Genomic DNA, 24,267 nt, shown 5'->3' with positions numbered 1-24,267 from the left:
ATGGGTCTCGGATTATTTCCTTTATAATAAAGAAAAAGTTATGGAGGTATTTATGAATGTCGCTAAGTAACAAAACTGTTTTAATTATCGATGATGAAGAAGATATTTTAAGACTTATTAAAACGGTTCTAGTAAAAGAGGGAATTAACTATGTAGTGACGTCTACCACTGCGAAAGAAGGCATTGCTGAATTCCGACGAACACAACCGGATCTTGTTTTATTAGACATTATGTTACCAGATGGCGAAGGGTATGATGTATGTAAACAAATAAGAAATATCTCGAATGTGCCAATTTTATTTTTATCAGCGAAAACAGAAGAAATTGATAAAATTTTGGGCTTTGCCATAGGGGGAGATGATTATATTACAAAGCCATTTAGTCCTAAAGAGGTTGCTTATCGGGTAAAAGCACAGCTGCGAAGGGCAGATTATATGCAGGTGGATATAATAACAGATTCCATTATAAAAGCTGGCCCCTTTGAATTAAACGAGCAAAAAGCGCAAATTTTAAAGAATGGGGAAATCATTGAATTAAAGCCAAAGGAACTTGGATTAATGAAGTACTTCCTCCAAAATATTAATAAGGTGATTAGCAAGGAACGGCTTTATGATACAGTATGGGGTGAGGACAATTTTGGCTCTGACAATACGGTAATGGTTCATATACGGCGGCTGCGAGAAAAAATTGAAGCAGATCCCTCTCGCCCTAATTTTTTAATTACGATAAAAGGCTTGGGCTATAAATTCACTGTAGAGGATGAATAAGTGTGAAGTGGAAGTTGACTGGAAGATATATATTTTCCATCGTCTTAGTCGTTATTCTAGTTGTTTTCGTAAACATTTTTATTATATTTGCTTTATTAATAGCCCAGTCTGTTTTTAATATACCATTATTTCAAGGAAACGAAACATCTCCCGAACGTTTTACAAGACAATTTCAAGATAAAATTAATATAGTAAATAATCATGTGACTATTAGCAAATCAGGAAAAAAAGCGTTGATTGAAGAAAATGCATGGATCCAAGTTTTGGACGAACATGGTAAGGTCATTTATAACTATAGAACGCCTAAGGGCATTAAAAAAAATTATACGCCTTCAGAAATAGTTCAAACGTATAAATACAAGGAAGTTAATGCAGACACAACGGTTTTTGTTGGTGGGAAAAAGGAAAAATCCATTAATTACAGTTATTTTATCGGGATAGAGAACCCTAGTTTAAATCGCTATTTTATTTCGTATGATAATCGAAACATCTATCAAGTTGTTAAGGTTGTCGGAATTGTTTTTATTATAGACATTTTCATCGCCTTGCTAATTGGTTACTTTTTTAGTAAACGTCTTACACAGCCTCTACAAACACTCATAAATGGAATCAAAAGATTGGCAAATAAAGATTACGCTGTCAATTATGAGCCTAAAGGAGTTTATAAAGATGTCTTTCATAATGTCAACTTTTTATCCGATCAGCTAACAGCCAATGAAAAGGAAAGAAAGAAATTGGAGATCATGAGAGAAGATTGGATTGGAAATATCTCTCATGATATAAAAACACCACTAGCATCCATACAAGGATATGCTGAATTGATTAAAGATCAAGATTATCATTTTTCTATAGAAGAAATAAGGGAGTACGCTGGAATTATTGAACAAAAGTCATTATATATAAAAGAGGTTATAGAAGATTTAAATTTAACCACAAGGTTGAAAAATAAAGCACTATCGTTAAACAAAAAAACAGTTAATATTGTTGCTTTTTTAAGAAATATTGTGATTGATATATTAAACGATCCTAAATATTCTAATCGTAATATTGTATTTCATGCAAATCAAGAGCAAATTCCTGTAGCAATTGATGAAATTCTATTTCGAAGAGCAATCAATAATTTAATTTATAATGCAATTGTTCATAATGATGAAAATGTACAAATAGATGTGATGATAGAGAAAAAAGAACGTACACATCTAACAATTAAAGATAATGGTAAAGGTATAGAGAGAAAAGAACTCGATAAAATTTTTGACCGTTACTATCGAGGAACGAACACCGGAGATGCACATAAAGGTTCTGGACTAGGGATGGCCATAGCTAAAGATATCATTCAGGAACATAAGGGAGAGCTTACGATTAGCAGTGAGATTGGTCACGGGACAACGATTGATATAAATTTTGAAGACCCATCGTAATCTTTCTTTAATTAAAGGAGAAGTTGTACGAGTAATTCATTAGACGCAAAATCGATTTTGATAAGCGGAGAAATTTCCCTTAATTGAGAAATTGCACCTAAAATACCTTAAATAAACGGAAAAATTCCGCCTATTAACGCGAAAAACGTGAAAATGAGTGATTTTGCTTTGCTTAATCGGAAAACCTCCGCTTAAATCCCACGAACCGGGCTCCATTTTGCTGGTTAACCGGAAATTATCCGCTTATATTGATTATCTTTAATGCAACAGGAGAGAACCAACTATATAGGGTTCTCTTTTTTTATTGATAAAAACTTAGATATTCTTAATAGAACGTCTAAAGCTCTAAAACTCCAAATTATCTAACTATTGTTTATTTTTAGTTATGAGTATATAATTTAGAACATTAAATTAATTTTAGAGAGGATCAAAATATGAGAACATTAGAACGTTTTAGTCAGTTTGTTAGTAGTACATTTGCTATTTGGGTACTAATCTTTGCGACATTTGCTTTCTTGTCACCAAATACATTTTCTTGGATTGGTGAATATATTACTATTTTGCTAGGCATTGTTATGTTTGGGATGGGTTTAACCATTACAGTAGATGATTTTAAAGAGGTATTAACGAGACCAAAAGATGTGGCTATTGGAGTAGTTGGTCAGTTTGTTATTATGCCTAGTCTTGCTTATCTTTTGGCAAAAGGACTTAATTTACCGCCGGAGGTTGCAATAGGAGTTATATTAGTTGGATCTTGCCCGGGAGGAACTTCATCGAACGTTATGACATTTTTGTCCAAGGGAGATGTAGCACTTTCTGTAACTATTACGTCTATTACAACTCTTCTGGCACCTTTTGTTACACCAGCACTTATTTTATTATTTGCTAGTGAATGGGTTGATATAGCGCCAAGTTCGTTATTCATTTCGATTGTACAAGTTGTCCTTATTCCGATTATACTGGGAATCATCGTTCAAAAATTATTTAAAAAACCTGCACAAGCAAGTGTAAAAGTTTTACCGTTGATTTCAGTAGTTGCAATCGTAGCAATTGTATCTGCAGTAGTTGCCGGAAGCCAAGCGAAAATTGCAGAAACAGGATTGTTAATTTTTGCTGTTGTTATTTTGCACAACACACTCGGTTATTTGTTAGGTTACCTATTAGGAAAATTATTCAAAATGAATTTATCAAAGAAGAAAGCAATCGCAATCGAAGTTGGTATGCAAAATTCTGGATTAGGAGTTGCCCTTGCATCTGCTCATTTTTCACCTTTAGCAGCAGTACCAAGTGCAATCTTTAGTGTATGGCATAATATTTCAGGTCCCATTTTGGCAACCATCTTTAGACGTATGAAAGAAAAAGAAGAAGTAGTAGTTAACGAGAGTAAGGTTATATAAGAATAATAATAAAGTTGTCCCGCTTTAGGTATCATAGCTGCTTGATCTACACTTTTATCGGATCGCTTCCGGCTAATCCGATCCCATAAACTCGGAGGCGGCTTAGTTATCGGCCGCTTCAACCTCATTAGGTCCCATAGCACCCAAAGTTGCCCTGTTATCGGACTGCTTCGGGCTGTACCGAACCCATAAACGTAGAGGCGGGCATGCTATGGGTCCGCTTCAACTTCATTAGGTCCCATAGCACCCAAAGTTGCCTTGCTATCGGACTGCTTCGGGCTGTACCGAACCCATAAACGTAGAGGCGGCCTTGCCATGGGCCCGCTTTAACTTTATTAGGTCCCATAGCACCCAAAGTTGCCTTGCTATCGGACTGCTTCGGGCTGTACCGAACCCATAAACGTAGAGGCGGCCTTGCCATGGGCCCGCTTTAACTTTATTAGGTCCCATAGCACCCAAAGTTGCCCTGTTATCGGACTGCTTCGGGCTGTACCGAACCCTTAAATGTAGAGGCGGGCATGCTATCGGTCCGCTTCAACTTCATTAGGTCCCATAGCACCCAGAGTTGCCTTGCTATCGGACTGCTTCCGGCTATACCGAACCTATAAACGTAGAGGCGGCTTTGCTATGGGCCCGCTTCAATTTCTTTATTAGAGCCAGTGTCACCTTGGCTAGGGGGAAGAAAACCGTGACCATTGTAACAATATTTGCTTCGCGTTCTCCCTGTAAATAACAATTAAATCCAAATTTAATTATAAAGCGACTTCCAAAAGAGGCTGATAATTGTGTAAAATGTAAAATAAAGATAAAAAATATAGGACTGGAGAGGTTACCATTGAGTAAACGTATTGTGATCTGGGATATTATTTGTTATTTGATATTTCCAATTGTTATTTGGAATTATGGAAAGAATCATATAGGTGAATATTATGCCATGCTAGTTTCTACATTGCCGGGAATTTTATACAGCATCGTTCGCTTCATTTTACTTAAAAGAGTAAATTTATTTGGAATTTTTATGGTTTTAAATTTATTAATTGGAACACTTGTTGATGTACTTGCGGGGTCAGCAATCCAGATGTTATGGAATGATGTATTTTATTCTTACATATTAGCTCTTATTTTTATTGTTACTATTGTCGTTAATAAACCTTTGTTTCTATTCTTCTCGCTAGATTTAGTAGAAATGCAAGGACACAATCGGACAAAAATGAAAAGTTTGTTCTATCAAAAGAAGATATTATTTATTTATAAATTAATAACTTTCGGTTTTGCTTTTAGAGAAATACTTTTATCTTCATTGAAAATTGCACTTATACTTAAATATGGTGTAAATTCATTTGATAAATCAATAATACTAAGACAAATTTTGAGTTGGGGGACTTTTGGTATTTCTTTTTACGGTTTCTTTTATATATCGAAGTTACTGAACAATCAGACAAATAGTCAAGAAACTTCCGATATATGTTAAAAAAGCAGCAGAATTAAAAAATGGAAATTTTCCGACCTGAGGTTTTTAATCAACATGTGCTTATTGCAAATAAAACAAATTGAAAAAAGTAAAGGAAATACGATTGTATTTCCAAAGATAGATTTAGATATTCATAAAGAAGAGATTGTAGCGATTCAGTGCAATCACGAAGTTGGAAAACAGTTAATCATGATGATAATTGGCAAGACACCCATTTCAAACGGGGAAGTATTGCTGGAAGGCTTGCCTATAAACCACCATTTTAAAAGCCTATCTAACCGTGTAGGGTTATTTTTATTGGATGAAGCGATGTATGAACGACTGACACCGAAGGAGTACCTTAATTTTTATAAAAGGTTATATGATGTGGACGAAGAGATTAATTCACTCCTTCAAAAAGTAGGTTTAGTTGAAAAAGTGAAATCAAAAATTAGTAAACTTACATATTCAGAAAAGAAACGATTACAGCTTGCTAGGGCAATTTTGCATCTGCCGGGCCTGCTCATTATGGAGGAACCTGATCAAAATATTGATATCGAAAGTAAAATCATTATGCAAAGAGTATTAGAAGACTTTAAAGGACAAGGAAAAGCCGTTCTCATTACTACAAACAACTTTGAAAGTGCTATTTCAATGACAAATACTGTTTACCGTCTGAATGAGGAAGGCTTAAAGAAAATTGATGTTGTGGATGAGGAAAAGGGTAATTTGCATCCCGTATCAATAGATGAACAGGTGATAAATTCGCCACCAACAATCTTGAATGAAGAAATAGAAAATTCAACTGCAGAAGAGGAAGTTACTATCATTCATAGACCATTACGGATTGAAAAAATTCCGGCAAAAGTCGAAGATAAAATGATCCTATTTGATCCCACGGAGATTGTCTTCGTTGAGAGTAATGAAGGAATCTCCCACCTACATGTAAATGGAGAAGTCTTTCCTTGTTCCATTACTTTGAATGACCTATCGGAACGATTACGACCATTTGGCTTTTTTCGCTGTCATCGATCCTATATTGTCAATTTACAAAAAGTACGGGAAGTAATCACTTGGACTAGAAATAGCTATAGTCTCATTCTTGAAGATTCCAAGAAAAGCCCTGTTCCATTATCCAAAGGAAAATTAAATGAGTTAAAAGTGATCCTCGGAATTTGAGAATTTGTTCACATCTAAAAGAGCATTTTTTAGTCAAAAAAATGCTCCACTCACCCTAAAATTGGTGCCATTCAACCGTTTATATACTCCCTTCGCCTTGATATTACTGCGTTTCACTGATTTTGCAACTAAACTTAAATCAAGAAAACGAAAACGTGAAAAGGGGTAATGTAAATGGAAAATGTTATCGAAGTTCGAGAACTTGTTAAATCATTTGAAAACAAGATGGCATTAAAAAATGTAAATTTTCAAGTAAAAAAAGGAGAAACCATTGGTTTTTTAGGACCAAGTGGTTCCGGTAAAACGACAACGATCAAAATTTTAACAGCCCAACTTCATCCAACAGCTGGAGAGGTTATAGTGTTTGGTCAACCTATCCATAAATTAAAAGATCCTACTTATATGAGGAGAATCGGAATCTTAACAGATAATAGTGGCCTTTACGAACGACTTAGTATCTACGATAACCTTGCCTTATATTGTGATTTATATGATGTGGACAAAAGTAGAATCAATGAGGTTCTTGAATCTGTTAATCTAATACAAGATAAGAAGAAACCAGTTCAAAAACTATCAAAAGGGATGAAGCAGCGGGTTACATTGGCAAGAGCCATCCTACATAAACCTGATCTTCTCTTTTTAGATGAACCAACCTCTGCCTTAGATCCAGTCAATACAAAGCATATTCATGCGGGCCTAAAGAAATTGAATCAAGAAGGAACAACCATTTTTTTAACAACCCATGACATGCAAGAAGCAGAAGACCTTTGTGATCGCATTGCGTTCTTGAATAACGGTGAGATCATGCTACTGGACACACCCCGAAATGTAAGAGCACAACAAGAAAATACAACGATTTCGCTTTTATTAAAAGGAAATCGTACAGTTGTAGTTGATAAAGGTGAAGAAGGGGCAAAGGAAATCTATCAATATATGAAAGATGGACAGATTTTAACCATTCATTCCAATGAGCCGACACTTGGAGACATTTTCGTACAATTAACAGGGAGGAACTTATAATGACTTTTTCATTTAAACGAGTAAATGCCATATTTATTAAGGATTGGAAAGACCTGCAAAGAAATTCCTACATCATCTTTACATTGGCAATCCCTTTAGTTTTTGCTGCATGGTTAGGTCGTATGGGTGAAGAAGATGGCATCTTTAGCACCTATCCAATTAATCTTGCTCTTGTCATTGCAGGTGCTTTTATCCAAGCTGCAATGGTTGCAGAGGAAAAAGAGAAAAATACATTAAGAGGATTGTTGCTATCTCCTGCTAGTACAGTTGAGATTTTCGTAGGAAAAAGTGCATTATCTGCTGTCATGACAATTGTTGTGATTATTGGTTCCATCTTTTTATCAGACTTCAAAGTCCCATCACCCCTATTATTCGCAGTAAGTGTATTATTGGGTTTGGTTTTTTATATTGCTACTGGAACCATTCTTGGCTTAATATCAAGAACCGTAATGGAAACAAGTATTATTGGAATGCCTGTATTAGTAGTCTTTGGCATGAGCTCTATGTTTAAATCAATGGTGGAAAATGAAACTTTCTTAAAGATTATCGATTATTTACCAAATGAGCAGCTAAATACCATTTGGGTCGGCTTAAGCAAGGGAGAAGGCTTTAGTGGAATTATTGGAAATATGCTTATACTCCTGGTGTGGGCAGCTATATCAATAGTTACTACAGTAGTTATTTATAGAAAACGTAGGATTGATTGAAAAAAAGGATGAGAGTGTTAAGTTAATTTCCTGTAATTGGTATGTCGTATACACCATATAATTTATCAAACTTTGTTCTAAAGCTTTTGTTTTTTCTAAATTCCATCTTGAACCTCCAGTTACGTAAGGCTTTATAATGAACATATACTTTTTATGGGAGGAATGTTCATGAAAGGGAATAACAAGTATTCGATTGGGGAGTTTTCAGAAAAAACAGGAATATCAATTCGTACCTTACATTACTATGATGAAATAGGTCTTCTACAACCAGAAAAGCATCCAACGTCGGGCCACCGCATTTACGATCATCAAGATATTTTAACCTTACAGAAAATCATCAGTCTAAAGTTCCTAGGGTATAGCTTGGATAAAATCACTAACTTGTTAAAGGAATCGAGTTTTTCTGTTGATTTAAATGAAACGTTAACCCTACATTTACAAGCATTAGAAAAAGATAAAGAACGAATTGAACAATCTATCACTGCAATTAAGAGAGTTATAAAGTTATTGGAGAAGGAAGGGGAAGTAGACAGCGCCATATTATTCAGTCTTATACATGGTATACAAACGGAAAATATACAAAAAGAGTGGATGGAACGGCACATGCTTGCAGATGTAATGGAAGAGTTGTCAAACAAAACAGAAGAAGAAAAAATCACCTTAGATCAAACCTTTATTCAATTAGCTAAAGAAGTAAAACAATTGTATGGTAAACCTGTAGAGGACCTAAAAGTACAAGAAATGATTAAAACGTATATAGAAGCTTCTTTTAAGTTTCTTGGTGATGATTTGATGGAAAGACTAGCGGAAACCAATGTGGAAGAACTGGATGTACAAGAACTCGAAAATATGACATCGCCATTTACAGAAGATGAACAGGATTGGCTAAATCAAGCAATGGAATATTATATGAAACAAACGGAATCAGAATAGAAATAAGATTTTCTCGACCTCTTAATAATATTGGGGTTAGTATATGATTATGATCTATTAATTTTAAGCTACAATTAAAGGAAAAGTAACAAAGTAGGTTCCTTACATTTTGTTGCTTTTTGTATTGAAAAATAGACAATATTATAAAAGAGGTGTAAATGAATGAAACATGCATTAGTTGTTGGAGGCACAGGAATGTTATCCAACACATCTCTTTGGCTAATGAGTAAAGGCTATCAAGTATCGGTAATCGGACGTAATGTAAATCGAATGGAAGGCTTGATAAGTAGATCAATAGATAGATCACTTATAACACCGATTTTAGTTGATTATAGTGATGTAGCGCTTTTGAAAAGGAACTTAAGACAGGCCATTGAACGGAATGGTCCTATTGAGTTAGTTATTGCATGGATACATTCGTATGCGGAGAATGCTTTAGAAATAATATCAAAGGAAGTTTCACATTGGAACGAAGGGACATGGAGTCTGTTTCATGTATTAGGAAGTAGTAGGAATCTTAGTGAAATTAAAAGTGAAATAAATGTATTTGATTCCTGTCGATACCACCAAGTACAGCTTGGTTTCGTCATTGAAAACGGTCATTCAAGATGGCTAACAAATGAGGAAATTTCCCAGGGTGTTATTGATTCTGTTCAGAATGATAAATTGACAAATATCATTGGCACTCTTGAACCTTGGGAAAAGCGCCCTTTAGCTTAGGTCTATTGTAAAATTCTATTTAATAATAGGGAATGTAAATCTTGTATCAAACATTATTTAAAATGAAAGGAAAGCAACAAAGTTTTAACTGCTTTGTTGCTTTCCCTATTAGGCGTCAGGAATCAATCTAAAAAAATGTAATTCAATTATTTTTTTAGGGAACACCCCAAATCATTTACAACGGTTTTAAAGGTACACATATATCACAATAATCGTTGTAAATCATATTACCGATGTATCTTTCGAAAATCGGTTTGTTGTCAATTTGATATCCACTGCTGTGAATGGCAGGGAAAATTTCAGTCCATGCTTTTTGAATGTCCTCGGCTGTATGCTTTACTTTGTAAATAAGATATTTTCCACCCGCAAATTCACTTTCGCAAACTGCATCATCAATTTGCTCATCTTTTGAAATGACAATACAAGCATCATATCGACAATTTTCGAGTGGTGTCGTTTCCGGATTATCTTGTGGAATTCCGAACAGTATAGTCGATTCAGTAAGCAAATTTTTCTCTGTTGCCCATTTTTTTAACTTATCCATGGCTTGACGGACCTACTTGTCGCACATATGCAATGCGATACTTTGGAAGATTTTCGACTTTCATATTCATCATTTCTACTTCCCTTCTAGAAAATGTTTGATACATTTCGAATGCTATCATGATAAAAAAAAATAATCACCAAGTATTTTTAAAATTCAAAAAATAATTTGTGTAAATGGGTTGAATAATCATTTGAAAGCGTTTAAACCTTATAAAGGTTCATGTTTTAAAATCAGTTAACACGGTAAAAATGATAAGTATTATCGAATGCTATTTTAAGTTAAGAGAGCATATGACAAAGGAGATACTTATGGCTAAAAAGAACGTTTCTATTAACTATTCGGCTCGTAACCTATGGGCGGGATTTCTATTCGGTCTTGGCATTGCCGCCTTTTTTGATGAAACCGTCTTTCATCAATTACTTCGTTGGCACCATTTCTATGATAAATCTACGACAAATATTGGTCTTATATCTGACGGGCTATTTCATGCTTTTAGTTGGTTTGCAACGATTGGGGGCTTATTTCTATTTGCCGATCTTCGAAGACGGAACACATATAATTGGAAAAGATGGGGGGGCGGGGTTTTTCTCGGTGTAGGTGGATTTCAGCTATACGATGGTATAATTCAGCACAAGCTCATGCGAATTCACCAAATTCGCTACGTTGATAATCTGCCTGTTTATGACTTAATTTGGAATATCGTTGCTATTATTATAATAATAGTCGGTATCTTTCTCATTGTCCGGTCAAAGAAGTAAAATCAGCTAAGAAAGGGTATTTTGAATGCACAACATTAATTATCATGGTGATGAGTTCGTGCCCGAGGTTCTTTTGGCATTACCGTTTATAGTAGTATTTATTTTATATATCTTCGCAGTAGTGGTCTCTAATCGACGTCATAAAAAATGGTCTTTATACCGTACAACCTCTTGGATTTTTGGAGTAATTTGCGTCTTGATTGCCGTTATTGGCCCCCTAGCAGACCGTTCCCACGTGGATTTCTCCGCCCATATGCTTGGTCATTTGCTTCTTGGAATGCTTGCTCCACTGTTTATGGTTTTAGCTGCACCTATGACTCTTATTTTGAGAACACTCAACGTCAGAACTGCCCGTAAGTTATCACGATTACTAAGAAGTCGATTGGTTAGTGTCTTTAACAATCCCATTATCACGTCTGTGCTCAATATTGGTGGATTATGGTTACTTTATACAACTAACTTATATAACCTGATGCATGAGAACATTTTTGTCCATGTGTTCGTACATCTTCACGTTTTTATAGCCGGATACCTTTTTACAGCATCCCTGATTTACATCGACCCAACACCCCATCGGGTTAGCTTCGTTTACAGGGCAATTGTATTCATACTAGCCCTTGCAGGTCACGGCATATTGTCTAAGTATATCTATGCCCATCCTCCAAACGGTGTACCTCAAAATCAAGCGGAAGCAGGCGGTATGCTTATGTATTATGGAGGCGATGTCATTGACGCAATAATAATCTTTATCTTTTGCTTTCATTGGTATCGTGCTATTCGTCCAAAAGCATCATTTTCAAGAATTACAGGGATTTGAAGGATTTAATATTATTTGAGAAATTGCTTTAAACATTATCGAAGGAAATCCGTAAATGGGGTGATTAAAATAATGAGGAGAATAATCACCATTGCAGTTACATTTCTTTTTATACTTCATTGGTTTATACCATCATTACCTTGGTAGCAGTAATAATTCATTACATAAGTTAATTTTAGAATTATCTGTTGCACGTATAATAATTGTAAAAATAAACGGAATCAAAGGGAGGATGACATCATAGATAGACTTTATAAAAATTCATCAAAAATAGTAATTGATCTTCCAATCTACCATTCCGGTTATCGATTTTTGTCGAAGGTTGATGCTTGACAATGACTATTAATCCGTGGAAAAATTTATTTAAGAATATTTTCCTTGCATCTATTTTATCCTCATTGAATCAACTTCAAAAGTATGGCAATCTAAGAAATTAGTAAACCCTACCTCTTTTTCGTCTTCAAGACATTCTTCATTAAAATCCTTTGCATTCTGAGTTAATCACCACAGGAGTCCTACTATGTTTTACAATCATTACCCAATATGGGAGTTGATAAGCTAGTAAACAATTAATTATCTCGTTAAGTTGTATAAACTTTTTTGTTCAACCGCTTATTGCTTATAGGATTGGTAGATATAATTATTTCAAGTTTAAAGGAGGAGCTATTAATGGGGCACGATATTAGCGGATACAATAAATCAGGAGAAGAAATTTGTTATATTCGTTTTGGTAAGTTGAATTCAACAGCCACCGTATTTTACAATCTTTTTGATGCTAGAGACTTTCATGCAGGTGTAAGTGGAACAGGGGCAAGTGAAACTTACACATTGGCACATGTTGAAAAGACGTTGGCAAACTACAAGGAATTCTATGGTAATGATTTCGTGGAGTTAAAGGATGATGACTTTTTAATAAGGGAACGTAAAGAAATACTCAAATTTATAAATAATTGCTTAGAAATCGCTAAAAAAGAGGGAAGTGTTAAAGTATTCTTTGGTTAATTAAGTCTAAATCCTATGAGAAATAATATAGGAGTCTGCAGGGTGTGATGATGTTAGTATAGTTTCAATATATTTAAGACTTAACTTGCTTATCTCTCTCCTAAACATTAGAATTCCAATTCCTACTACTAAATCGAGGGAAATAAATATTCCAACAATAATACAAAACACAATGTTCAATATAACACTCCCTAAATAAATCTCCATTTTTCAAATTACAATCCATTTTGTTTGGTGAAAACTGAATTTTATTTTAAATTACTGTAAAAAAGCAATATATGTCAAAAAGACTCTTCCCTTTTTTGCTATCTTTTTTACAAGGAGGTTCAAAGAAAAGAATGAGTTATAATCCAATCATACAAAAAACGATTGAGCATATAGAGAAAAACTTACACGAAGCACTTTCGTTAGAAAGCATTGCTCAATTTGCTGGATTTTCTAAGTATCACTTTCATCGTATTTTTCAAAAGGAGATTGGTGTAACAGCATCTGAATATATTCGGTACCGTAGAATTGCTAATTCTGCAAATATGCTGCTTTATTCGGGAGAAAAAATAATAGATATCGCGGTCTATTATCGCTTTGAGTCACAAGAATCATTTACTCGTTCCTTTAAGAAGTATTATCAATTACCACCAGGAAAATATAGAAAATTTATGAGTAAATTAACCTTACAAAGGGAGGAAGTTGTTTTGAAAAATGAACAGTTAGTAAAAGGATGGCAATTAAGCGAGAGTCACCCATTTAATTACGAGATGGGAATTGATCATGAAATCTTTCATAAAGGGAACGCATCTGGATTTTTAAAATCGGTTTCTGTACAATCCCAAGGGGAGTTTGCAACGATGATGCAACAATTTAAGGCAGAGAAACATCTTGGTAAAAGAGTAAAGTTATCCGGGTTTATAAAATCTAAAGATGTTGATGGGTTCTGTGGTTTTTGGATGCGTATAGATGATGCTCTTGGGGATGTGTTGCAATTCGATAATATGGGTAACCGTCCAATAGTAGGAGATACTGAATGGAATCATTATCACATTGTTTTAGATGTACCTGAAAATAGTACAGTGATTGCTTTTGGTGTTTTGCTTTCTGGAAACGGACATGTATGGATTGATGAACTTAAATTTGAAGAAGTTGATAATGGTACACCAACAACTAATATCGATTTTACTGGTGACCTCTTAGATGAGCCTACTAATTTGTCTTTTGAGGAGTAGGGATAGATAATTGCGAAATTTTTTAAATTTATTTAGTGATAATTCTGACAGACTAGTGGCGTTTATGGTATGTTAAAAAAAAGGAGTGATAATGATGGAGGGATTTGTATTTAATTTTAAAAATAAACGAGTTCGAGTGTGGTTCTTAACGGTTTTACCGGCTATTATTCTTGCAATACTTTTGTATACTTTATTACCAATAAAATACAATGTTATCCCAATGCTGTTTCTTATAGCTGCAGTAATGATTTATTATAGTTGGGTTTTTATCGATAAAAAGAAACAGAGGAAAGATGATACTTTTCTCAACTAACTGGTGAACTTAATACATTTAAAAGAAAACGTCATTTTGAACTCTTTTTTCATAATGACGTTTTTAATGTTGTTAAAAAAATGCATTAACATCCAGAATAACGAACTTTCACTGATGCAGTACTATCGTATATCTTTACGAATTATCATCCACATTATTATTTTCTGCCCTTTTTAATGCCTTTTGAAGCTGATAAATTTTCATCATACCAATTAATCCAGCTAATAGTGCTCCCAATAGAACCGATCCAATAATAACAAGAATTAATGGCCAATCGGCTTTTCCAAATAAATAATTAACTGTTACAGGTTCAACATTGATTACCGAAAAAATTGCAATAACTAAGACGACAATTAATGCTAATAGTAAGTTCCATTGCTTTTTCATAAGCCACCTCATTACTATTTTTTTTAATACTATCAGAATATATTCTAAAATCATAGCTTTTAGGACATACTCTTATCCATTGTAAAAAAGCATGCCTTTTGAATTTCCCCTCTTTGCAAAGAACATATTTTCCATCAGAATATTCGACTTTCGTAGAGAATAAAGCATGGGAAAAATACTTAGAATACATATATGGTAAAATTAAAAGATAAATTGATTGAATAGAGGTTCGGTATGAGCAATGTGAAAAAGTACAAATCAAAAAGGTTAAAGACAATTTTACGTGGATTGATCATTATAATTGGGGGATTTATAGCGGCATATGGTCTAGAAACTGTCTTAATCCCTAATAATGTATCTGATGGGGGAGTAACGGGACTTAGTATCGTTGCATCAAAACTATTTGGATTACCATTAGGCGTTTTAATTGCGATTATTAATATCCCTTTTATTTGGTTAGGTTATCAACAAATTGGTAAAAGCTTTGCAGTTTTTTCGGTTATAGGAATAATTTCATTATCTATTGGTACAAGCCTTATGCATCATATCCCAGCGATTATTGAAGGGGATACCTTGTTAGTTACTGTAGTTGGTGGTATTATCCTCGGTTTGGGGATGGGGCTTGCTTTGCGTAATGGCGGTGCATTAGATGGAATTGATATGCTAGCTGTACTACTTTCCCGGAAATTACCGTTTGGAACAAGTGATTTAATTCTTTTCTTAAACTTGTTTGTATTTATTTTTGTTACAACTATATTCGGCCTTCAAGGGGCAATTCTTTCGGCAATTGCTTACTTTATTGCTTCGAAGGTGATTCATATCGTTGAGGTAGGTTTAAGCGGCTCTAAAACCTTTAAAATTATCACCACTCAACCTGAATTAATGGTAGAGACTATACGTGATCGCTTGGGCAGAAGCGCAACGTATAATGAAGTTTACGGTGGCTATACAAGAGAAAAATTTAAAGAAATCACTTGTGTCATTAACCGCTTAGAAGAAAGTAAAATAAAAGAAATCATTCATGAAATTGACGAAACCGCTTTTGTTACAGTATATGACGTTGCAGAAGTTAAGGGTGGTAATTTCAGAAAGAATAATATTCATTAGATAAAACTAAGTAAATTTGAAACCTCAGTTAGCTGTGTAAAGTGACAATTCTGACAAATGTGTTGCGTTTATGGTATGTTATACAAGAGGGAGTGATAATGATGGACAGTTTCGAATTCAATTTTAAAAATAAACGAATACAAATGTGGCTAAAAACGGTCCTTCCAGCCATTATACTTGCGATATTTTTGTATACTTTTATACCAACAAAGTTGAATTATATCCCAACGTTGGTTCTTGTAACGGCAGTAATTATTTATTATGGTTGGGCTTTCAACGATAAAAAGAAACAGAAGAAAGATAACGCTTTGCTCAACTAACTAGAGTTAGTTACAAAAAGCCTTTAAAAATATATATCATGATATGGCTATCAAGTAATAACTTAATACACTTTAAAATAAAAATGACACAACTGTGTCATTTTTTAATACTTTTTTATGATGCGTGTTGACTAAAGTGCTTTTTCTTAAACCATAATGCGACGTTTACAATTGAAAAATAATGAGGGTGTGCAATTTATGAAGGTTATTTTAGAGCTAATTAGAATTATCCTGATATTTGGATGGTGTTTTTAGTTCTGTTTTAAACTATACATACAAATCATTAGGTGTAAACTGCTATGAATGGACAGGATTTTTAGCCGTTTTAATCTTATTGTTTGTCATGTATAGAAACAAATGGCAGTTTAATGGGTGGTACAATGGAAAAGGAAAAGAAAAACTATCTCGAAAAGTCACTAAATCTCTACTATCTTTCTCCGTATTCTTATTAATATTGCCTCCTTTTTTAAGTTATCTTTGGTGAGGAAAAAACATTCTATTTTTAAAAATTGAAAATTAAAGACTGATGGGACAACAGATTAGGTCCTTTGTCCGATTCTTGTACTGAAAAATCCCTTAAAAAACCTCACCTATTTTTAGCCCAATAAATGCAAGCAATATTCCGACTGTATAACCGATGCTTAAATACAAAACCATCACATTCCAATTTTTCTTTTCATAAAGTTGGACATTTTCTAATTTAAAGGTAGAAAAAGTGGTAAACGCCCCCGTGAATCCCGTCCCTAATAGTAATTGCCAGGACTTTTCTAAATTTGCTCCGATAATTAGACCGAGGAGAAACGAACCGATTAGATTCACAAAAAGGGTAGCTATTGGAAAAGTAGATGGGTATTTGCTCTTTATCCAGTTACTCATTCCGAAGCGGAAAATTGCGCCAAAAAATCCCCCGATTGCTACTAATGTAATATGTGCAATCATTTAGAGATCACCTCGTTTTTGGAAGTTCCTAAATTAAAACCACACCAGGAGAATAATAGCCCACCCCAAAGACTTAAGAGTACATAACCGATTGCAATAGCCCATTTCGCGTTCATTACTAGTTGAACGGTTTCCACACTAAAGGTAGAAAAAGTCGTAAAGGAGCCAATCAATCCGGTTCCTATTGCAGTAATCATATAAGGATGGAGAAATTTAAGCCGTGGTACAAAAGTTGTTATCCATCCCAAAATAAAACTTCCCGCCATATTAGTTAAAAAGGTTGCTAACGGAAAGTCGTATAGCCACCAATGGTTAAAGTAAATTCCGATTAAATAACGCAAAGATGCCCCAAGTATCCCGGCAATGCCAACGAATAAATACTGCACGAATGTTCACCTCTAGTATATAGTTCCCAAACATAAAAAGACTCCTACCAGATATTTTTTCCGGTAGGAGTCATTAGCCTAGTAGCACATCTGGCGAACTCCATCGCCCTTTACATTTATAGCGCTATTTTAGCATATAATCATAAATTTACCAATGGAATATTTATTATGGGGGCCGCTTTTCCCTTTGCCGGTCCGATAGAAGTACGCCCGGCACAGCAATGGGACTGCTTCTCCTTTAACCGGTTCCATAGCAGTACGCCCGGCACAGCAATAGTACCGCTTCTCCCTTTCCCGGCACCATTCCAGCATTGCTCTATCGGACCACTTGCAATGTCCATAAACAAAAACAATTACTCCATTATTCGTACAAATAACGGAACTAGGGTCCAAACTCGCAACCATTAGAATGGATAAATATAAAATGTTAACAAACCTACTAAGATACCTGTAATGATTCCAAAGAAAACCTCAACTGGTTTATGTCCTAACAATTCTTTAAACTTCTTTTGGTACTGATACTTCGTAACATCATGATCTTTAATGATTTCAATTAATTGATTGAAATCAGCTAATAATTTATTTAACACTTCAGCATGGAACCCGGCTTCCCTTCGAACACCAATCGCATCATGAATAACGATGGCGGAAACAACGACGCAGATTGCAAACTCATTAGAATAAAAACCGGAAGTTAATCCGATGGCGGTGGTTAGGGAAATAACTGTAGCTGTATGTGAGCTGGGCATGCCACCTGTACTTAAAAATAAACTCCATTTCAATTCCCGTGAGGTTAAAAAGTGAATGGGAATTTTGACAAATTGGGCAATTAACATACCTAAAAGAGCGGCTAAAATGGGATATGACAGAAACATTTTGTCCTCCTATTCATTGGATAGGTAATAAAATCACATTATTTTCTTTTATAACATACTCTTATAGTTCCACAAAAAGTCGTATATTAAGCTACTTTTTTGATAATTAAGATTAGATTACGGATAGTGGATCAGCCTCATTGTCCCAACCTCAGTGCGAATTATCAAAAAAATCTGATTGATATATTGCATTTTGCATACAAAGATAGTATGATAGATTTCACTAATATATTGCATATAGCATTTTAGCAAAATAATCATCTTAGGGGGAACATATTATGAATGACAAACTATCATTTTCATCTTACTTTGTAGTAGGAGTCATGCTATTTGCATTGTTTTTCGGAGCGGGCAATTTAATTTTCCCAGCACAGCTTGGTCAAAATGCTGGAACAAATATTATACCTGCAGTTGTAGGCTTTTTGATTACTGGCGTCGGTTTACCTTTTCTAGGTATCTTAGTGATGGGGTTTTCAGGAAGTCGGAATTTACAAGAACTATCTAGTAGAATTCATCCAATCTATGGAGTGATTTTTACTTCTCTATTATATTTAACGATTGGGCCATTCTTTGCGGCTCCACGTACTGGGGCAGTAGCATATGACATCGGGATCGCCCCATTTGTCGGAAAGGGATTTGAACAAACAGGGTTATTTATTTTCACCTTATTATTTTTTGTAATTACTCTATGGTTTTCTTTGAATCCAGCAAAGATAGTGGATCGCGTAGGAAAAATTTTATCGCCTGGTATTATTATTCTTTTAATTATTTTATTAGTAACGGTGATTGTCAAACCAATGGGATCCATTGAAGCTCCACAAGGTGCATATACAGGTAATGCCTTTATGAAAGGATTTACGGAAGGATATAATACGATGGATGCATTAGCTTCACTAGTATTTGGTATTATTGTCATTAATGCCATCCGTTCAATGGGTGTGAATTCTACTCGTGGAATCCTTGGTGCAACGGCAAAATCAGGCTTTGTTGCGATTGCATTTCTCGGTATCATTTATGTGGGAATTACCTACTTAGGGGCAACAAGCACGGGCAGATTTGGTCTCTTTGATACTGGCGGTCCTGTTTTAGGAAGTGCTGCATCTTATTATTTCGGTATGACGGGAACAGTAATGCTGTCTGTTGTTATCCTGCTTGCCTGTTTAACGACAAGTATAGGCTTAATGACAGCTTGTGGGGAATACTTCCATACACTTTTACCAAAAATAAGCTACAAAATTTTCGTTACGTTTTTCACAGTGTTTACCTTTATCATTGCTAATTTTGGACTAGCAAATATTATTAATTATTCAATTCCTGTATTAATGTTTCTTTATCCGTTAGCCATTGTATTAATGCTATTAACTTTCTTGTCACCACTTTTCAATCACTCAAAAGTTGTTTATATTTCGGCGACGTTTGTTACATTTTTAATAAGTATTATTGATGGGATTAAAAAATTTTATGATCTCTTTAAAATAGATTACGCTGGATGGTTAGAAGGTATTATTTCTTTCTATAAGCATTATTTACCTTTATATAATGAAGGACTAGGATGGCTGCTTCCGGTTCTCATTGTAATCTTAGTCACGGGAATCATTGCACGCGTCCATCGATATTCAGAAGTGCATGCATAGGAAAAGCGAAAGCGCCTTGTTCAGCCCCGAAAGTTATTTGATCTCGAAGGACTAGGCGCTGTAGCTAGACAAATAGAAAAAGCCGGCCTCCTCAATTTTGGGAAGCCGGCTTTACTTATTTTAATGAATGGAATTCCTCAATCGCACGGAGCCAGTTTTGGCGCATGACTTGTGCAACTTCGGTTACGTTATGATCTTTCATTAAATTGATGATCGTTTGATGTTCATCAATAGACTTTTTAGTTAGGATAATGGAGTTATGAAAAAATAATCTTCTAACATGTGCTTGTAAATCAGCAACGATGTTGTGTATGTAGGGATTTTTTGCAGTATCGACAATAATTTGATGAAATTCTTCATCTATTCTAAGTGCAGAAAAATAATTTTTTGAGTGAATGGCTTCTGCAAATCTTTCGTTTGTACGTTCAAGCAATTTGATCACTTCATCATTTAAATGTGAAATGGCTAGTTCGGCCGATAATGCCTGTAATGAAGCTAACGGAGGAAGCAGATCTTTAATCGATTCTTTCTTCACCTCAGTTACTTGAGTTGCTTTACCGGGATACATTTTTACAAAACCTTGAACTTCCAGCAATTGCAGGGATTCCCGTATTGGTGTCCGACTTACACCCAATGCTTCTGCCAGCTCGGAGTCATTTAGTTTCTCACCAGGTTTTAAAGTGCCTTCAATAATCCATTGCTGTATTTGGTTAAATGCGTTTTCTTTAGCAGATTTGCGTATAGGCTTCGAATGATTAATTGGTATCGGCATGACGACTCACCCTCAATAAAAGTTTTGTGTAATATCTATTATATAGTATACATGAAAAATAAAGGGAATGATATGCAATATATTACATTTCATTAGTTGTTAAATTGATATTAATTACTTCTTCGAAAAGTCAAAAGGTCGATAAAAGTACAGCCTGAAAATACTAAGTGTAGTCTTATTATCAAGTTAAATCATTCAAAAGTCACTTGAATCATACTGAAAATTTGGTAAAATTAAAATATAGTATATTTCTTCGGCCCTAGCCGTTTTACCGCGGAAGGAAGGGAAGAAACGGATCTTTGATTATTCATACTGACTGTTTAGATATCATAGCCATTCTTGTCGGAGTGGGGTTAATGAATCATAAAGCCGGTCTTTATCACAATAGTATGTGATAGGGCTGGCTTTTTTGAATTTATAAAGCTTTTCAAAGGAGAGGAGATTAACATTAATGGATGCGTATCTATAAAAATATCAATTAGATACAAATTTTCTTACAAACATTTAAGGAATGATTGGAAAAGAAGCATTAATTGCCGTTCAAAAAAGTTTACAGGAGGGAAAACGATGTTAATTGGACAAAAGGAAAAAGGGATATTTATAAACGGGGAATGGCGTGAAGCTTATTCCGGTACTTATCGGTCAATTACTAACCCGGCAACATTAGAAAAGCTGACGGAAATATCGTATGGAGGGAAGGAGGATGCTTTAGAAGCCATTGAGGAAGCTAAAGCCGCTTTTTCTGCCTGGTCGAAAAGAACGGCTAGAGAACGCTCGCGTTTTTTGTATAAAGCCTATGAAAAGATGCTTGAAAATAAAGAACAGCTTGCACAAATTTTAACATCAGAACAGGGAAAGCCGCTCACAGAAGCTCGAACGGAAATAGAATCAGCGGCGAGTTACTTATTGTGGTATGCAGAGGAAGCAAATCGTGTATATGGAGAAATCATTCCACCATCTAACGCAAATAAGCGGTCACTCGTCATTCCGCAAGCAATCGGTGTAATTGCCGCAATCACGCCATGGAATTTCCCTGCATCAATGGTAACGCGAAAACTTGGCCCTTCTTTAGCTGCTGGTTGTACCGTAGTCTTGAAGCCAGCCTCACAAACACCATTAACAGCAATGGCTATCGTGAAAATTTTCGAAGAAGTAGGACTTCCAAAAGGTGTCTTGAATTTAGTAGCAGGTGACGCTAGAGCCATTGGAGACGCGTTGACGCAAAGTCCGGATGTCCGGTTAATTACTTTTACTGGATCAACAGAAGTGGGAAGAGACCTAATGAAAAATAGTGCCCAGCATATTAAAAAATTATCACTAGAGTTAGGTGGACACGCACCAATTCTAGTTCTAGAAGATGCAAATCTTGAAACAGCTGTCGATTTAACAATCGCAAGTAAATTTAGAAACTGTGGTCAAACATGCATTTGTGCGAACAGAGTTTATGTACATCAGAATATAGCAGAAGAATTTATCGAAAAACTATCGGCAAAAGTAAGGAACCTTAAAATCGGTAATGGAAATGAGGATTCAACAGTTATCGGTCCAATGATTGACCGAAATGCTGTGGAAAAAGTAACAGAACATGTCGAGGATGCTTTGAAACATGGTGCGTCGATTGTAGCTGGGGGGAAGGAATGGAATGGAGGATTAGGCGGTCATTTCTATGAACCTACTGTCCTTGTAGATGTAAATGATCAAATGAAGGTTATGAACGAAGAAACATTCGGACCCGTTTTGCCGATTGAAACATTTGACTTATTAGAGGAAGTTATTGAAAAAGCGAATCAGCTTCCATATGGTTTAGCTGCTTATGTTATGACGGAAAGTACGAACCGTCTATTTCAACTCACAGAAGCATTAGAATACGGAATAATTGGAGTAAATGATGTTTTTCCAGCAACAGCCGAGGCGCCATTTGGGGGAATAAAGGAATCAGGATTTGGAAAAGAAGGTGGAAAGGAAGGAATACTAGAGTTTGTTGAAATGAAGTATGTTTCGATAGGTATAACGAAATAAACATTTCAGGCTAAAGCAGGAAAAAAAGCTAGCGATAGAGAATCTGTCTTAACAAAGCATAAAATGACAGGATAGAAAGTCATTCCCCTTTTAGAATGTTAGTAAGGAGTGAGCGATATGGCATGGGTGGAATCATTACAAAAGGCGATTAACTACATGGAAGAGCATTTGCTTGAGGAGATAACAATTGATGATATAGCTAACCAAGCTAACGCTTCAACATTTCACTTTCAGCGAACATTTTCAGTGCTAACTGATGTCTCCGTAGGTGAATATCTTCGTCGGAGACGCTTAACACTAGCAGCTGAAGAATTAGCAAAAACAAATGCTAAAATTATTGAGCTCGCCTATAAGTATGGCTACGACACTCCCGAGGCTTTCGCCAAAGCTTTTCGTAAGCAACACGGGGTTACTCCAAGTGAAGCACGTAAAGGCATTGGAAAGCTGAAATCTTATAACCGCCTGATGATACAGGTGAATCTGAAAGGGGTAGAACCAATGAAGTACAGTATTGTTAAGAAAGATGCATTTCAAATCGTCGGGATTAAGCGAGAATTTTCATATGCAAACGGTGAAAATCTTGTCGGTATTCCGAAGTTTTGGGACGAAGTAAATGCAAATGGAACAGATGACGAGCTATTCAAGGTAAACAATGGTCCGGTTAATGGGGTGCTAGGTGTCTGCGTCGATAATGGTTCAACGCGACCACAACAAATGGAATATTGGATCGCTGCTGCCCATGATGGCGATGTTCCTGATAAATTTGAAAAACTGGAGATTCCTGCTTCTAAATGGGCTGTATTTGAGGTTCACGGTCCAATGCCTGATGCCATGCAAAAAGTGTGGAAACAGATCTTTTCGGAATGGTTCCCATCCAGTGGCTATCAACATGCCGGGACTCCGGAATTGGAAGTATATCCAAATGAAGACGCATTTAGTCCAGATTCCTATTCTGAAATTTGGATTCCGGTAAAATAAGATCTGCAAAAAATCCTTTCAAAACGAAAGGATTTTTTTCTTGACTATGGCTATTTATCAGAGTAAATTAATATTTATCATTGTGAATAGTTCATAATGGAACAATTCTAAATTGGACAAAAGGAGCGATAAAGATCAATTGAATCAGCTTTCATTAGAAATCCTTCGTGCATTTGATCGTGTACAACAAAATGCGAGGAAAATTTTTCAAAAAACAGCTTCCGATCATAACCTCTCAATCCCGCAATTGGTATTACTAACGAAATTGGCACCACAAATTGAAATGACACAAAAGGAGCTAGGTAAGGAAACTCAGCTCCCGAAAAGTACATTAAGTCAGGCCGTTGACGGTCTTGTTTTAGCAGGGTTGATTCATAGGCACCCTGTTGAAGACAATCGAAGGGAAATGCAATTGATATTGAGTGAGAAAGGCAAGGAATTTTTTGATACGATTTGGGTTCAAAAGGGAAGTATTCATCATGCTTTTGAATGTGCACTTCAAACATTTACTGAAAAGCAATCAGAAGATTTCCTTGCCGCACTTCTCCAAATAGCACTATTTTTAGAAAAAGAAATAACTGAACAAGGAGAATGATCGA

At 35.3% G+C, this 24,267-nt stretch carries 26 protein-coding genes, 1 pseudogene and 1 riboswitch; of the genes and pseudogenes, 20 read left to right on the top strand and 7 right to left on the bottom strand.

What is annotated here, in order from left to right:
- Positions 1-56 precede the first annotated feature (56 nt).
- The 9 genes from MKY81_RS03375 to MKY81_RS03335 all read left to right on the top strand — a co-directional run bounded on the left by MKY81_RS03375 (position 57) and on the right by MKY81_RS03335 (position 9,594).
- Complete coding sequence (locus MKY81_RS03375; RefSeq protein WP_108073576.1) at positions 57-767, top strand: response regulator transcription factor; 711 nt, start codon at positions 57-59, stop codon at positions 765-767.
- 2 nt (positions 768-769) lie between these two features.
- A complete protein-coding gene (locus tag MKY81_RS03370; protein WP_341116760.1) occupies positions 770-2,188 on the top strand; it encodes a sensor histidine kinase in 1,419 nt (472 codons plus the stop codon).
- 434 nt (positions 2,189-2,622) lie between these two features.
- Positions 2,623-3,585: a bile acid:sodium symporter family protein gene (locus tag MKY81_RS03365; RefSeq protein WP_202778633.1), complete on the top strand. Its 963-nt coding sequence runs from the start codon at positions 2,623-2,625 to the stop codon at positions 3,583-3,585.
- 835 nt (positions 3,586-4,420) lie between these two features.
- A complete protein-coding gene (locus MKY81_RS03360) occupies positions 4,421-5,056 on the top strand; it encodes a VC0807 family protein (RefSeq protein ID WP_341116757.1) in 636 nt (211 codons plus the stop codon).
- A 54-nt stretch (positions 5,057-5,110) separates the two neighbouring features.
- Entirely contained in the window at positions 5,111-6,214 is a 1,104-nt protein-coding gene (locus MKY81_RS03355) for a LytTR family transcriptional regulator DNA-binding domain-containing protein (protein ID WP_341116756.1), read from the top strand.
- Positions 6,215-6,388: 174 nt separating this feature from the next.
- Positions 6,389-7,234, top strand: coding sequence for an ABC transporter ATP-binding protein (locus tag MKY81_RS03350; RefSeq protein WP_108072392.1), 846 nt, complete (start codon positions 6,389-6,391; stop codon positions 7,232-7,234).
- The gene (locus MKY81_RS03345; protein ID WP_108072390.1) at positions 7,234-7,941 is read left to right on the top strand and encodes an ABC transporter permease; all 708 of its coding nucleotides are present in this window, start codon (positions 7,234-7,236) and stop codon (positions 7,939-7,941) included. The genes MKY81_RS03350 and MKY81_RS03345 overlap by 1 nt, the downstream gene beginning before the upstream one ends.
- Positions 7,942-8,109: 168 nt before the next feature.
- Positions 8,110-8,874, top strand: a complete 765-nt coding sequence (locus tag MKY81_RS03340) for a MerR family transcriptional regulator (RefSeq protein WP_108072387.1) — start codon at positions 8,110-8,112, stop codon at positions 8,872-8,874.
- 162 nt (positions 8,875-9,036) lie between these two features.
- Positions 9,037-9,594 (top strand): short-chain dehydrogenase, encoded by a 558-nt coding sequence (locus MKY81_RS03335; protein WP_341116749.1) that lies wholly within the window; start codon positions 9,037-9,039, stop codon positions 9,592-9,594.
- 175 nt (positions 9,595-9,769) lie between these two features.
- Here MKY81_RS03335 and MKY81_RS03330 read toward each other — a convergent pair.
- Positions 9,770-10,208: pseudogene (locus MKY81_RS03330) on the bottom strand (AraC family transcriptional regulator).
- A 241-nt stretch (positions 10,209-10,449) separates the two neighbouring features.
- Between MKY81_RS03330 and MKY81_RS03325 the strand changes: the two are divergent.
- The 5 genes from MKY81_RS03325 (at position 10,450) to MKY81_RS03305 (ending at position 14,251) form a co-directional block, all read left to right on the top strand.
- A complete protein-coding gene (locus tag MKY81_RS03325) occupies positions 10,450-10,899 on the top strand; it encodes a DUF2243 domain-containing protein (protein ID WP_341116748.1) in 450 nt (149 codons plus the stop codon).
- A gap of 25 nt (positions 10,900-10,924) precedes the next feature.
- On the top strand, positions 10,925-11,716 hold the full coding sequence (locus tag MKY81_RS03320; protein ID WP_341116747.1) for a cytochrome c oxidase assembly protein: 792 nt from the start codon (positions 10,925-10,927) through the stop codon (positions 11,714-11,716).
- 669 nt (positions 11,717-12,385) lie between these two features.
- A complete protein-coding gene (locus MKY81_RS03315) occupies positions 12,386-12,718 on the top strand; it encodes a hypothetical protein (RefSeq protein ID WP_341116744.1) in 333 nt (110 codons plus the stop codon).
- A 338-nt stretch (positions 12,719-13,056) separates the two neighbouring features.
- Positions 13,057-13,938, top strand: coding sequence for a helix-turn-helix transcriptional regulator (locus MKY81_RS03310; protein ID WP_341116743.1), 882 nt, complete (start codon positions 13,057-13,059; stop codon positions 13,936-13,938).
- 94 nt (positions 13,939-14,032) lie between these two features.
- Entirely contained in the window at positions 14,033-14,251 is a 219-nt protein-coding gene (locus MKY81_RS03305) for a hypothetical protein (protein ID WP_066235381.1), read from the top strand.
- A 135-nt stretch (positions 14,252-14,386) separates the two neighbouring features.
- On the opposite strand, the gene MKY81_RS03300 is transcribed toward MKY81_RS03305, so the two are convergent.
- Positions 14,387-14,638: a LapA family protein gene (locus MKY81_RS03300; protein ID WP_066235380.1), complete on the bottom strand. Its 252-nt coding sequence runs from the start codon at positions 14,636-14,638 to the stop codon at positions 14,387-14,389.
- A gap of 234 nt (positions 14,639-14,872) precedes the next feature.
- Between MKY81_RS03300 and MKY81_RS03295 the strand changes: the two genes are divergently transcribed.
- Together MKY81_RS03295 and MKY81_RS03290 are read left to right on the top strand one after the other, a co-directional pair.
- Positions 14,873-15,745: a YitT family protein gene (locus MKY81_RS03295; RefSeq protein WP_341116735.1), complete on the top strand. Its 873-nt coding sequence runs from the start codon at positions 14,873-14,875 to the stop codon at positions 15,743-15,745.
- Between the two features lie 101 nt (positions 15,746-15,846).
- A complete protein-coding gene (locus MKY81_RS03290; RefSeq protein WP_133174940.1) occupies positions 15,847-16,065 on the top strand; it encodes a hypothetical protein in 219 nt (72 codons plus the stop codon).
- Positions 16,066-16,641: 576 nt separating this feature from the next.
- On the opposite strand, the gene crcB (MKY81_RS03285) is transcribed toward MKY81_RS03290, so the two are convergent.
- The 4 genes from crcB (MKY81_RS03285) to MKY81_RS03270 form a co-directional block, all read right to left on the bottom strand.
- Positions 16,642-17,001, bottom strand: a complete 360-nt coding sequence (crcB, locus tag MKY81_RS03285; RefSeq protein ID WP_373454637.1) for a fluoride efflux transporter CrcB — start codon at positions 16,999-17,001, stop codon at positions 16,642-16,644.
- Complete coding sequence (gene crcB / locus MKY81_RS03280; RefSeq protein WP_066227994.1) at positions 17,001-17,390, bottom strand: fluoride efflux transporter CrcB; 390 nt, start codon at positions 17,388-17,390, stop codon at positions 17,001-17,003. The genes crcB (MKY81_RS03285) and crcB (MKY81_RS03280) overlap by 1 nt, the downstream gene beginning before the upstream one ends.
- Positions 17,391-17,447: 57 nt before the next feature.
- Positions 17,448-17,507: riboswitch (Fluoride riboswitch) on the bottom strand.
- Positions 17,508-17,530: 23 nt separating this feature from the next.
- Entirely contained in the window at positions 17,531-17,737 is a 207-nt protein-coding gene (locus MKY81_RS03275; RefSeq protein WP_341116732.1) for a hypothetical protein, read from the bottom strand.
- A gap of 57 nt (positions 17,738-17,794) precedes the next feature.
- Complete coding sequence (locus tag MKY81_RS03270) at positions 17,795-18,265, bottom strand: divergent PAP2 family protein (protein WP_107920550.1); 471 nt, start codon at positions 18,263-18,265, stop codon at positions 17,795-17,797.
- 278 nt (positions 18,266-18,543) lie between these two features.
- Between MKY81_RS03270 and brnQ the strand changes: the two genes are divergently transcribed.
- Entirely contained in the window at positions 18,544-19,899 is a 1,356-nt protein-coding gene (gene brnQ / locus MKY81_RS03265) for a branched-chain amino acid transport system II carrier protein (RefSeq protein ID WP_341116731.1), read from the top strand.
- 115 nt (positions 19,900-20,014) lie between these two features.
- Here the strand turns inward: brnQ and MKY81_RS03260 are convergent, their stop codons facing one another.
- Positions 20,015-20,671, bottom strand: coding sequence for a GntR family transcriptional regulator (locus MKY81_RS03260; RefSeq protein WP_341116728.1), 657 nt, complete (start codon positions 20,669-20,671; stop codon positions 20,015-20,017).
- Between the two features lie 567 nt (positions 20,672-21,238).
- Between MKY81_RS03260 and MKY81_RS03255 the strand changes: the two genes are divergently transcribed.
- The 3 genes from MKY81_RS03255 to MKY81_RS03245 all read left to right on the top strand — a co-directional run bounded on the left by MKY81_RS03255 (position 21,239) and on the right by MKY81_RS03245 (position 24,263).
- The gene (locus MKY81_RS03255) at positions 21,239-22,690 is read left to right on the top strand and encodes an NAD-dependent succinate-semialdehyde dehydrogenase (RefSeq protein WP_066228014.1); all 1,452 of its coding nucleotides are present in this window, start codon (positions 21,239-21,241) and stop codon (positions 22,688-22,690) included.
- Between the two features lie 117 nt (positions 22,691-22,807).
- Positions 22,808-23,668: an AraC family transcriptional regulator gene (locus MKY81_RS03250; RefSeq protein ID WP_066228017.1), complete on the top strand. Its 861-nt coding sequence runs from the start codon at positions 22,808-22,810 to the stop codon at positions 23,666-23,668.
- A 112-nt stretch (positions 23,669-23,780) separates the two neighbouring features.
- On the top strand, positions 23,781-24,263 hold the full coding sequence (locus MKY81_RS03245; RefSeq protein WP_066228020.1) for a MarR family winged helix-turn-helix transcriptional regulator: 483 nt from the start codon (positions 23,781-23,783) through the stop codon (positions 24,261-24,263).
- Positions 24,264-24,267 lie beyond the last annotated feature (4 nt).

Origin of the sequence: Heyndrickxia sp. FSL W8-0423, assembly GCF_038009395.1 — a bacterium.
Taxonomy (GTDB): domain Bacteria; phylum Bacillota; class Bacilli; order Bacillales; family Bacillaceae_C; genus Heyndrickxia; species Heyndrickxia sporothermodurans.
Note: the sequence above shows the minus strand (reverse complement) of the source record. Positions and strands in the feature narration are given on the sequence as shown.

Bases quoted from the DNA above. Each gene is read 5' to 3' on its own strand.
- MKY81_RS03375 (WP_108073576.1), top strand. From the start codon at position 57: ATGTCGCTAAGTAACAAAACTGTTTTAATTATCGATGATGAAGAAGAT.
- MKY81_RS03365 (WP_202778633.1), top strand. From the start codon at position 2,623: ATGAGAACATTAGAACGTTTTAGTCAGTTTGTTAGTAGTACATTTGCT.
- MKY81_RS03355 (WP_341116756.1), top strand. From the start codon at position 5,111: ATGTGCTTATTGCAAATAAAACAAATTGAAAAAAGTAAAGGAAATACG.
- MKY81_RS03350 (WP_108072392.1), top strand. From the start codon at position 6,389: ATGGAAAATGTTATCGAAGTTCGAGAACTTGTTAAATCATTTGAAAAC.
- MKY81_RS03345 (WP_108072390.1), top strand. From the start codon at position 7,234: ATGACTTTTTCATTTAAACGAGTAAATGCCATATTTATTAAGGATTGG.
- MKY81_RS03340 (WP_108072387.1), top strand. From the start codon at position 8,110: ATGAAAGGGAATAACAAGTATTCGATTGGGGAGTTTTCAGAAAAAACA.
- MKY81_RS03335 (WP_341116749.1), top strand. From the start codon at position 9,037: ATGAAACATGCATTAGTTGTTGGAGGCACAGGAATGTTATCCAACACA.
- MKY81_RS03325 (WP_341116748.1), top strand. From the start codon at position 10,450: ATGGCTAAAAAGAACGTTTCTATTAACTATTCGGCTCGTAACCTATGG.
- MKY81_RS03320 (WP_341116747.1), top strand. From the start codon at position 10,925: ATGCACAACATTAATTATCATGGTGATGAGTTCGTGCCCGAGGTTCTT.
- MKY81_RS03315 (WP_341116744.1), top strand. From the start codon at position 12,386: ATGGGGCACGATATTAGCGGATACAATAAATCAGGAGAAGAAATTTGT.
- MKY81_RS03310 (WP_341116743.1), top strand. From the start codon at position 13,057: ATGAGTTATAATCCAATCATACAAAAAACGATTGAGCATATAGAGAAA.
- MKY81_RS03305 (WP_066235381.1), top strand. From the start codon at position 14,033: ATGGAGGGATTTGTATTTAATTTTAAAAATAAACGAGTTCGAGTGTGG.
- MKY81_RS03300 (WP_066235380.1), bottom strand. From the start codon at position 14,638: ATGAAAAAGCAATGGAACTTACTATTAGCATTAATTGTCGTCTTAGTT.
- MKY81_RS03295 (WP_341116735.1), top strand. From the start codon at position 14,873: ATGAGCAATGTGAAAAAGTACAAATCAAAAAGGTTAAAGACAATTTTA.
- MKY81_RS03290 (WP_133174940.1), top strand. From the start codon at position 15,847: ATGGACAGTTTCGAATTCAATTTTAAAAATAAACGAATACAAATGTGG.
- MKY81_RS03270 (WP_107920550.1), bottom strand. From the start codon at position 18,265: ATGTTTCTGTCATATCCCATTTTAGCCGCTCTTTTAGGTATGTTAATT.
- brnQ (WP_341116731.1), top strand. From the start codon at position 18,544: ATGAATGACAAACTATCATTTTCATCTTACTTTGTAGTAGGAGTCATG.
- MKY81_RS03260 (WP_341116728.1), bottom strand. From the start codon at position 20,671: ATGCCGATACCAATTAATCATTCGAAGCCTATACGCAAATCTGCTAAA.
- MKY81_RS03255 (WP_066228014.1), top strand. From the start codon at position 21,239: ATGTTAATTGGACAAAAGGAAAAAGGGATATTTATAAACGGGGAATGG.
- MKY81_RS03250 (WP_066228017.1), top strand. From the start codon at position 22,808: ATGGCATGGGTGGAATCATTACAAAAGGCGATTAACTACATGGAAGAG.